This is a genomic window from Mucilaginibacter ginsenosidivorax, from assembly GCF_007971525.1.
Taxonomy (GTDB): domain Bacteria; phylum Bacteroidota; class Bacteroidia; order Sphingobacteriales; family Sphingobacteriaceae; genus Mucilaginibacter; species Mucilaginibacter ginsenosidivorax.
In genome coordinates this window covers 2467197-2478758 of sequence record NZ_CP042437.1, presented here as the reverse complement: position 1 = coordinate 2478758, position 11562 = coordinate 2467197, and the positions used below count along the sequence as shown (strand labels likewise).

At 43.1% G+C, this 11562-nt stretch carries 5 protein-coding genes; all 5 read left to right on the top strand.

Features of this window, described 5'->3' with window-relative positions; genetic code table 11:
• The first annotated feature begins 377 nt into the window (after positions 1-377).
• Complete coding sequence (locus tag FSB76_RS10330) at positions 378-3758, top strand: TonB-dependent receptor (RefSeq protein ID WP_225976477.1); 3381 nt, start codon at positions 378-380, stop codon at positions 3756-3758.
• A gap of 56 nt (positions 3759-3814) precedes the next feature.
• Complete coding sequence (locus FSB76_RS10325) at positions 3815-5701, top strand: RagB/SusD family nutrient uptake outer membrane protein (protein ID WP_192910143.1); 1887 nt, start codon at positions 3815-3817, stop codon at positions 5699-5701.
• Between the two features lie 42 nt (positions 5702-5743).
• A complete protein-coding gene (locus FSB76_RS10320; protein WP_147053495.1) occupies positions 5744-6928 on the top strand; it encodes a DUF5000 domain-containing lipoprotein in 1185 nt (394 codons plus the stop codon).
• Positions 6929-6961: 33 nt separating this feature from the next.
• Positions 6962-8074, top strand: coding sequence for a DUF4998 domain-containing protein (locus FSB76_RS10315; protein WP_147053494.1), 1113 nt, complete (start codon positions 6962-6964; stop codon positions 8072-8074).
• Positions 8075-8285: 211 nt separating this feature from the next.
• On the top strand, positions 8286-11537 hold the full coding sequence (locus tag FSB76_RS10310; RefSeq protein ID WP_147053493.1) for a glycosyl hydrolase: 3252 nt from the start codon (positions 8286-8288) through the stop codon (positions 11535-11537).
• Positions 11538-11562: the final 25 nt, after the last annotated feature.

Genomic DNA, 11562 nt, shown 5'->3' with positions numbered 1-11562 from the left:
GTTAATATTGCGTGTGATACTTTATTAATAAAATTGATCCCCCCCCCTTTTCTCAGGCATTTCCGTCTTTACAATAACCAATACTTAAATGAGCTGCGTGGCTTGCTGTTTTGTTAAACAGCACGGTTGCCAGGAAGCTATAAATGGGTTTTCCATAAAAGAAAACATAACCAGCCTAAAAAACGAAAGGAGAAGGACTATGAATTAACCTTACTAAGCCTCAAGGTAAAAACAAAACCAGGGATGCTTGCGACAACCCTGGTCAACGTTGGCCTATTGAAATCATTCCCGTTATAGAAACAACTTTCATTTCATAAACCTAATTCCAAATGTATAAAACTTATACGGCATTTTGTTGCGGCATAAATTCCCGCGTAATGCTCCAATTCATCAAGATAATGAAGCTTACCATTATTTTAATAATTGCCACTCTGCTACAGGTTAGTGCTGCCAGTTACGGGCAAAAAGTAAACCTGGCAGTAAAGGAGGCATCGCTTGAAAATGTTTTAAAACAGATAAAGGCACAAACCGGCTTTAATCTGCTTTACAACCCCAATGTTCTTAAAGAAACCAAATCAATTAGCCTCGATCTGAAAAATGCATCTATTGATTATGTGCTGCAAAAATGTTTCGACGGGCAGCCTGTTACCTATCTCATTGAGCGAAAAACCATTATTGTTAAAATGAAACCCCCGGCGGCCGTTGTTGACGAAGCAAAGGACGAAAATCAAAAAATTACGGTAACCGGAACAGTTAGAGATTCGCTTGGTACCTTGCCTGGTGTAACCATTAAGATAAAGGGCACCGGTTTAGGAACAAAAACCGATGAAAACGGAAAGTTTGTGCTGGATATACCCAATGATAATGCGGTCCTTGTGTTTTCTTTTGTTAGCTACGTTACGCAGGAAGTGCCTGTAGATGGGAAAACGGTTATCAATGTGCTGCTAAAATCCAATAAAAATTCATTAAACGAGGTAGTTGTAGTGGCCTTTGGTACACAAAAGAAAACCGATTTGGTTGGCTCGGTTACTTCGATTAAACTATCTGAGCTTAAAATTCCATCAAGTAACCTCACAACAGCGCTGGCGGGCCGCGCCGCAGGCCTTATTGCTTTTCAGCGCGGTGGCGAACCCGGCAAAGATAACGCCGATTTTTTTATCCGTGGTGTTACCACTTTTGGTTACAAAAATAACCCCTTGATCCTTATTGATGGGATGGAACTAAGCACAACAGATCTGGCCCGCTTACAGCCAGACGATATTGCCAGTTTTTCTATCCTGAAAGATGCTACATCCACCGCAGTATACGGCGCACGCGGGGCCAACGGTGTAATTTTGGTAACCACCAAACAAGGTAAAGTAGGTAAAGCACAAATAGCGTTCCGGTTAGAAAACTCCATTTCAACTTCGGTACGGGATATCGAAATGGCCGATCCTGTTACCTATATGAAACAATCCAATGAAGCGATATTAACACGTAACCCATTGGGCATAACCCTTTACAGCGATGAGAAAATAGCAAACACTGCCGCAGGGTTAAATCCTATAATTTATCCGGCCAACAATTGGAAAAAACAGGTTTTTAAAGATTATACCATGAACCAGCGCGCCAACCTGAATGTTAGCGGTGGCGGCGAGGTTGCAAAATACTTTGTTTCGGGATCTGTAAACAGGGACAACGGTATGTTGAAAGTTGATCACCGGAACAATTTTAATAATAATATTGATTTAACAAGCTATTCGCTTAGGTCAAATATTACCATAAACCTTACTAAAACAACCGAAATGATTGTCCGTTTAAGCGGCAATTTCGACGATTATACGGGCCCTTTGGATGGCGGAGCGGAAATGTACAGAAAAGTTATGCGCTCCAATCCGGTGCTATTCCCTCAATATTACCCTGTGGACGCTGATCACGCGTTTGTTAAGCACATCATGTACGGAAATTACGACCAGGGCGGCTATACCAATCCCTATGCAGATTTAACCAAGGGGTATATGAACTATTCAAGATCACTGATGCTGGCACAGTTAGAAGCCAAGCAGGATCTATCTGGCTTTATCGACGGGCTTTCGTTAAGTGCCATGATGAACATTAACCGCACGTCATATTTTGATGTAAGGCGATCATACAATCCTTATTTTTATTCGCTTACCGGGTATGACCCTGTTGCCAATACCTATTCAATAACAAATATTAATGAACCCACCGCAACAGAATACCTTGACTACAACCAGGGGGGGAAAGATCTGAATTCTACCTTCTACGCGCAATCCATGTTAAGCTATAACCATCAGTTTAAAAAACACGGCTTTAGTGGTTTGCTGGTATATATGATACAAAATAACATCAGCGCAAACGCTCCCGATCTGCAGCAATCTCTTCCGTTCAGAAACGTAGGGGTATCAGGAAGGGCAACTTACAATTATGACAGCCGCTATTACCTGGAGTATAACTTTGGCTATAACGGATCTGAAAGGTTTTCTCAAAAACACAGGTTTGGCTATTTCCCATCTGCCGGTGTTGCCTGGAGTATATTCAATGAAAAATTCTTCGAGAATATTAAGCCCGTTGTTAACAACCTTAGGTTGAGGGCCACTTACGGGTTTATCGGAAACGACGCCATCGGGTCGCCGTCAGACCGTTTCTTTTACCTTTCTAATGTGGATATGAACGCCAACTACCGGGGCGCCACTTTTGGAAACGGCCAGGGAGCAGGCACTTATTTAAACGGCGTAAACATATCGCGATACGCCAATGACGACATCACCTGGGAAAAATCGACAAAAACAAACCTGGCGCTTGAAATAGGGCTTTTTAACAAACTGAAGATAAACGCCGAGATATATTCCGAAAAACGTAAAAACATCCTGATGTCGCGCGCGTCAATTCCTGTTACTATGGGTTTAACTGCCGATGTACGCTCAAACGTAGGCGAAGCTGCAGGAAAAGGAACCGATATTTCGATAGATTACCAGGACAATATAGGAAAGGATTTTTGGTTTTCGGCAACCGGTAACTTTACTTATGCCAGGAGCAAGTATACCGTTTACGAAGAGCCGGTTTATGACGAAAAATATCGCAGCCGTATAGGAAATCCTATTTTTCAGGAGTACGGATACATTGCAGAGCGGCTATTTGTTGACGATGCCGAAGCGCTGAATTCACCGAAACAAAACTTTGGTCCTTACGGCGGCGGAGACATAAAGTACACCGATGTAAACCGCGATGGTCAAATTACGGATGCTGATCGTGTTCCTATCGGCAATCCACGATTACCTGAAATTGTTTATGGGTTTGGATTTTCTATGGGGTATAAGAACCTTGATTTTTCGGCTTTCTTCCAGGGGCTGGCCAATGAATCATTTTGGATTGATGCCAACAGCACGTCGCCTTTTAACAACCAGACACAATTATTAAAAGCCTACGCCGATAGTCACTGGTCTGAAGATTCACGTAATGTTTACGCCCTTTGGCCAAGGTTAAGCCCGGATATTAACAATAACAACAACCAAACCAGCACATGGTTCATGCGCGACGGTTCGTTTTTACGCCTGAAGCAGGTTGAACTTGGGTATAAGCTCCCTCAAAGTTTGCAAAAGAGTTTGCACCTCTCCAACTTCAGGATTTATGTGAACGCAACTAACCTGCTTAATTTCAGCAAGTTTAAATTATGGGATGTAGAAATGGGTGGCGATGGCCTTGGCTATCCTATTCAGCGCGTGTTTAATATTGGTTTAAACGTATCAATAAGGTAAATGCTGCATTAAGGCACAATTAATTTATACCAGTTAAATTCATAAACACACATATTATGAGAAAATATATTGTAACCGGAACTTATGCATTGCTCTTTTTAGCTGCATTAACTTCCTGCAAAAAGTTTTTAGATGTAGTTCCGGATAACGTGGCCACCATAGATAACGCCTTTACCATGCGTACCCAGGCTATGAAGTTTTTATTTACCTGCTACTCCTTTATGCCAAAAAATGGCCAGTTAGGCGATGATCCGGCGATGGTTGGGGGCGATGAGCTATGGGAAATTCCTGAGAGGGGTGCCTATTTAGATATGGCCAAAGGCTTCCAGAGTAAGGTTGGCCCGCTGGGCGATAGGTTTCAGCCAATGTACCAGGCCATCAGAGATTGCAATATTTTCCTTGAAAATATTGGAAAAGTACCCGATATGCAGGAAACAGAAAGAAGACGATGGATTTCGGAAGTGAAATTTCTTAAAGCCTATTACCATTTTATCCTGGTGCGGATGTATGGGCCTATTCCGCTCATCAAAACAAATTTGCCTATTTCGGCAGATGTGAACCAGGTAAAAGTAGTTCGTAATCCTGCAGATTCTTGTTTTAGTTATATTGCGAAGCTGCTTGACGAAGCAGCACCGGGACTACCATTAACAATCATCAGCCCGACTACCGAGGCAGGGCGCATTACACAGCCCATCGCACTGTCCTTAAAAGCAAAGGTATTGGTTACCGCGGCCAGCCCGTTATTTAATGGTAACACCGATCAGAGCAGTTTAAAAAACCTTGACGGAACGCCGCTATTTAATACTACCTATTCAAAAGTAAAATGGGATTCGGCAGCTACTGCCTGCAAAAGGGCTATAGATGTGTGCGAATCTGCCGGCATAAAACTTTATGTGTATAACCCGGCCTTTCAACAATTTACCCTTACAGATACCATTAAAACGCAGCTAAGTATCAGAAACGCCGTTACCGAGAAATGGAACAGCGAGATCATCTGGGCTAATACCCAATCAAATACGGCTGATTTACAACGGTTGATATCAAGCTGGTGGGATCCATTATACCTTGACGGCGTTATTACAAGGGGAGAACTTTCGCCTCCTTTAAAAATTGCCGAACTGTTTTATACCGCCAATGGTGTACCCATTGATGAGGATAAAACCTGGGATTATAACGGCCGTTATGATTTACATACTGCAGGTGACGCCGATAAGCTGTACATACGGAAAGGTTATACTACCGCCGGGCTGCATTTTAACAGAGAACCGCGGTTTTACGCAGATCTTGGCTTTGATGGCGGCGTTTACTATGGCCAGGGGCGCTTTGATGATAAAAAATACATGGACCTGTTTTACCTGGAGGGGAAATTTAAACAACGGGATGGTAAAGGCAAATACGGTTATAATACGGTAACCGGCTACAACCTTAAAAAACTGATAAACTTTCAAAATACAATTAACTCATCTAACGATTACTCGGTTATTGATTACCCCTATCCTATAATGCGTTTATCTGATTTGTATTTACTTTATGCTGAAGCGTTGAATGAATCAGGAGGGCCGTCGCCTGAGGTAAATAAATATATCGACCTGGTGAGGAAACGTGCCGGTTTAGGCACAGTTGCATCATCATGGACCAACTACTCTACCAATCCTGTAAAGTTCCAGAACCAGGATGGTATGCGTGCCATTATTCACCAGGAGCGCCTTATCGAACTGTCTTTTGAATCGCAACGGTTGTGGGACCTGCGCCGCTGGAAAGAATCATCCAAAGAGTTAAATAACCCAATTAAAGGCTGGGACCTATCGCAAACAACGCCCATATCCTATTACCGCATCACTGTGCTTTTTAACCAAACGTTTGGGGCAAAAGATTACTTCTGGCCTATTGCAGAAGGTAACATGACCGCTAACAGGAATTTAGTTCAAAACTTAGGTTGGTAAAAACATCATTTACAGGTTGATCACATAATTAAAACAGGAAAAATGAAAAAGATATATTTTATAGGAGGGTTGCTGGTAGCCCTTTTATGGTACAGTTGTTCAAAAGAAGGAAGATTAGACTTTGTAGATTCAAATGCACCAGCTCCTGCGCAAATAAGCGCGGTAAAGGTTGATGCAACTCCCGGAGGAGGCATACTAACCTATACGCTTCCGGCCGACCCGAATCTGGCTTACGTAAAGGCTGTATATGAAATACAGCCGGGCGTTTTCAGGGAAGCAAAATCGTCAAGATATACAGATACGCTACGTTTGGTAGGTTTTGGTGATACATTGAAACATGCGGTAAAGGTTTACAGTGTGGGTAACAATGAAAAGGCGTCGGACCCTATTTCGGTTGATGTAACGCCCAAAACACCGCCCGTTAAATCTGTGTTTAAAACATCAAATTTTTCGGAAACATTTGGCGGCGTAAGCGTTTCGTTTAAAAACCCCGATAAGGCAGATTTGGCTATTGTGGTACTAAGGGATACCACCGGCAATAACAATTGGGTAACCGTGCGCACGTTTTATACCGCCGCAACAGCAGGCAACTTTGCCGCCCGCGGCTTTGAATCAAAACCCCAAAAATTTGCAGTGTTTATACGCGATCGCTGGAATAATAAATCAGACACCTTGGTTAAAACATTGACCCCTAAATTCGAGATTGAAATTCCGAAAAATACCTTTAGTAAATTGGTGTTGCCAACCGACCAGACTGAACTTGCAGACCCGGGTTTTAACATCGAAAATATATGGAACGGATTGGCCGACAGGCGAATTTATGCTTCATCAAATGCCTCGTCGCTGCCGCAATGGATCACCATTGATTTGGGTAAAAAGGTTTTGATGAGCAGGTTTAAAATGTGGATGGAACCTAATGATCACTGTTACACAGGATCGGGTTTGAAAAACTTTGAACTATGGGGATCAAATTCGCCCGATCCGGATGGCGGATGGACGCAGTGGACCTTGCTGGGTAATTTTACAACATTTAAACCATCGGGCCTGCCGTTGGGCCAAAAAACCAACGAGGATATCAACTATGCTACCAACCTGGGAGCCGATTTCAATTTTGATGTGCAGCCGCCCGCAGTACGTTACCTGCGGTTAAAATCGCTTGAAACATATAGCAGCCCGGGGCAGGTGGTAATTATGGAGATGACTTTTTTTGGACAGATAATACAATAGGTATTTTACTTAATTAATCGTAAAAATCATATAATGAAAAAGATATTTCATATCGGACTAATAGTATTCATTACTATTTGTGTTTTTGCAGCTTGTACCAAGATGGATGCAACATACAAACAATTTGTAGTTCCGGGTGGATTAACCTATACCGGGAAAGCTACAGCACCAAAAGCTTATTCGGGCCTTAACAGGATAAAGATAGCGTGGCTAAGGGGATCGGATCCATCGGTAATAAAAGCCAAAATTTTCTGGAATAATTTTAAGGATTCTTTGACTATTGATATCCCGCCGGTAGGCGATACCGTAAGCGCGATGATCAACAACCTGGACGAAAAAAGCTATACGTTTGTTATCCGTACCTATGACGGAAAGGGAAATTCATCCATACCTGTCGAGGTAGTAGGCGGCTCTTATGGCGTTAAGTACCAGGCGCAACTATTAACCAGGCCCGTAAACTCAACCGTATTAAGTGCAAAGGGCAAGCTTACCATCAATTGGGGCGGCGCCGATGTATCAAACGGCGCTTTTGCATCAGAAGTTAAGTATACAGATGTTACCGGTAATGTGAAATCGCAGGTATTTTCGGTAGATCAGAAAACCTCCGAAATAACCGATATTAAACCCAATACGAATTATAAGTTCAGAACGATATTTAAACCTGATTCGCTGAGTATCGACAACTTTTACACCGGCTATTCAGACGGAGGGTTATTTGTATTTGACAAAAAGGACTGGAAAATTATTGATTATTCGACCCAACACCCCGGGGGCGACAATGCGGTAACCAACTTTATTGATGGTACCGATGCAACACGCTGGCATACCTGTGCAGGCTGTTCAAGCTATCCGCATTATGCAACAATAGATATGGGTATAGAAAGAACAATTACCCAATTTGGCGTTTGGCGTACCACTTTTGAAAACGGAGGTGACGACCGCGGGCCGGATAAATTTCAGTTTTTTACCAGCACCGATAATACAAACTGGGTAAACCAGGGCACGTTTAATTTTAACCGTTTAATTAATGGCGAGCAACGGTATTTAACCCCTAATAACCCAAGGGCAAGATATTTTAAATTTGTTGGCATAAGCGGCCCGCAGAGCTATATGGTAATGGGCGAAATAAGCACCTACGGTTTATAATTAGCCCTGAAAAACACTGTAATTTCAAAATTTTTAAAAATTGTTATTGGTTAACAAAGCATGATCTGGTTATTTATTGGGAATAACCGCGTGCACGGAAGTCGCAGGAGAAATCCTGCGCTTCTGGTTTTTGGAGATTCACGTAAAAACAATCCAATAATAACAACATAAATAAACCGAAAGTCCCCCTGTTATATTTATAAGAAAACTTATGACGATATCTATAAAAAATAGCTTGTTACTCCTCTTCCTTTTTTTCATCACCCAGGTAACCAATGGTCAAAATGCTCATAGCCTTCCTCCGTCCAGGTTAGCAAAGTTTGATGCAATTGAAAAAGATTTTAAAATGATTCCGGATTCTATTCAGACCAGTGTTTATTGGTATTGGTTATCGGGTAATGTTTCGAAAACAGGGGTGGTGAAAGACCTGGAAGCCATGAAAAAAGTGGGCATTAACAGGGCATTTTTAGGTGATATTGGCTTAAACGATGTGCCTTACGGGAAGGTTAAATTCCTTTCGGATGAGTGGTGGGATATTTTGCATACCGCGCTTAAAACGGCAATGCGCTTGAATATTAAAATCGGGCTGTTTAACGGGCCGGGATGGAGCCAGGCCGGAGGGCCATGGGTTAAACCGGGGCAAAGTATGCGTTATTTAACCTCGTCGGAAGTATTGGTAAAGGGGCCCTTGCTTTATAATAAGCAGTTGTCTAAGCCACAATCCAATTTTCAGGATGTAAGGGTTTTGGCGTATCCTGTTCCGGCTGATTATGGCGCCGATATCAGCGAAGTAAAACCCCTTCTATCGTCAGCGCAGGGAATCGACTCGTTGAACAACCTGATGGATAATAACCTGGCTACCGGGGTTCATTTTAAACAGGGGCAGCAATTGTCGGTAGATATTAATACGCCAAAGCCATACACTGTACGCAGCATAACTATCTCCACAACGCATCAGCCGGTTTACCTGGAAGGAGATATACAGGTGAAAACGAAGGATGAATATATTACTGTTAAGCATTTTATTATCGACAGGCGAAGCCCGGCGTTAAACTTTGGCTTTTTACCCTGGGCCAAATCGGCAATTGCCATACCGGCAACTACGGCTTCAGGTTTTAGATTATCGTTCACCAATATCTCTGGTAATTCGGGCATAACAGAATTAAAAATGTCGCCAATGGCGGTGGTTGATAGTTATATGGAAAAAACGCTGGCCAAAGCCTGGCAAACCGAAGACCTTACCTGGAATGCCTACCTCTGGAAGCCGCAACCCAGTAAGCAGTCAAAATATATTATAAAACAGGAACAGGTGATAGATATATCAAAATACATGGCTGCCGATGGTACGCTTAACTGGCAGGTGCCTGCCGGCAACTGGATAATTGAGCGCAGCGGAATGGTTCCCACCAACATGCACAATGTGCCTGCAACGCCCGAGGCAACAGGCTTTGAAACGGACAAGATGAGTAGCCAGCATATTAATGAACATTTTGATAATTATGTGGGCCAGGTATTAAAGCGCATTCCGCCCGAAGATCGTAAAACCCTTACCGTAGTAGTGGCCGATAGTTACGAAACGGGCAGCCAGAACTGGACTGATTTACTGTTACAGGAATTTAAGCAGAAGTACAATTATGATGCTACGCCATTTATGCCGGTTTTACAGGGTAAGGTGGTTGGAAGCGCTGTTATGTCCGACCGTTTTTTGTGGGACCTTAGGCGCCTGATTGCCGATGATGCCGCTTTTAAATACGTGGGCGGCCTTACCAGGATAAGTCATAAGCATGGCCTTACCACCTGGCTTGAACCATACGGTTATTTTGGATTTCCGGCTGAATTTTTACAATACGGAGGCCAGTCGGACGAGGTAGCGGGCGAATTTTGGCTTGACGGACGTTTGGGTATGTTTGAAAACCGGGCGGCCTCTTCGGTGGCGCACATTTATGGCAAGGTTAAGGTGTCTGCCGAATCATTTACTTCGGCGGGAGCCCCCTGGCGCATGTACCCCGGAAATTTAAAGGCGCGCGGCGACCGCTTTTTTACCGATGGCATAAATAACACCTTGCTGCATGTTTTTATACACCAACCCGATGATGACCCTAAACCGGGCATCAGTGCCTGGTTTGGCACTGAGTTTAACCGGGGGAATACATGGTTTTTTGATATGGATGTATTTGTGAAATATTTAAAGCGGTGCAACTTTATGTTGCAGCAAGGCCAATATGCGGCTGATGCCGCCTACTTTATAGGCGAGGACGCCCCAAGGATAATGGGAGTTACAGATCCTGAACTACCCAAGGGATATTCATTTGATTATATTAACGGCGATGTGATAAAGGGAAATCTTTCGGTAAAAAATGGAAAGCTTTGCCTGCCCAATGGCATAAGCTACAGTATTTTGGTTATGCCTAAGCTTAGCACCATCCGCCCGGAGCTATTGGCTAAGATAAAGGAGCTGGTGCGTAACGGAGCAGTGATATTGGGGCCGAAGCCCGAAAGGTCGCCAAGTTTACAGGGCTATCCACAAGCAGATAAGCAGGTAAAGTTAATGGCAGCTGCGTTGTGGGGCAATATTAATGGTACAACAAATAAGATAAATCATTATGGCAAAGGCCTTGTAATTAATGGCATGGATATGCAGGAGGCCCTGAATTTGATAGGAGTTAGCCCTGATTTTAAAACAGAAAAAAACGACCCCGTTCTGTTTATCCACAGGAAACTGAACAATGGATCGATTTATTTTATATCGAACCAAAAAAATGAAACGGTTAACATTACCGCGCAGTTTAGGGTAACCGGTAAAAAGCCCGAACTTTGGGATGCCGTGACCGGCACCGTATGCAATTTGCCATCATTCTATTCAACAGCAACCCATACCATTGTACCTTTAAAGCTTGCGGCGAATGAAAGTGCCTTTATTATTTTCAGGAACGATGGGGCGGGTGGCGATACAACAAAGTCAAATTACCCCGAGCCTAAGCAAAGCATACCTATAACATCACCATGGGTTGTAACATTTGATAATGCCATGGGTGGGCCTGCAAAACCGGTAACATTTGGTACATTAACAGATTGGTCGCTTAACGCAAATGATAGCGTCAGATACTATTCCGGTGCTGCATATTATCGTAACGCCATCAACATAGATAAGATAGAAAGCGGTACAAACTATGTAATTGACCTTGGTGTTGCCAGGGATATAGCCAAAATAACAGTAAACGGTATTGAAGTGGGTGGTGCATGGACGCCGCCATACCGCCTGGATATTACAAAAGCATTGCGGCCGGGCAAAAATCAACTGCAAATTAAAATTGTGAATACATGGGTAAACCGCTTGTTGGGCGATGCCAAATTACCGGCTGATAAAAGGAAAACAGCAGCCTTGTTTGGCCCGGATGCAGGAAAAGATTTGGAACCATCAGGATTACTGGGACCGGTAACAGTTAATATGTATACTTATTAATTAGCCTTAATTAGCCGTATATTTA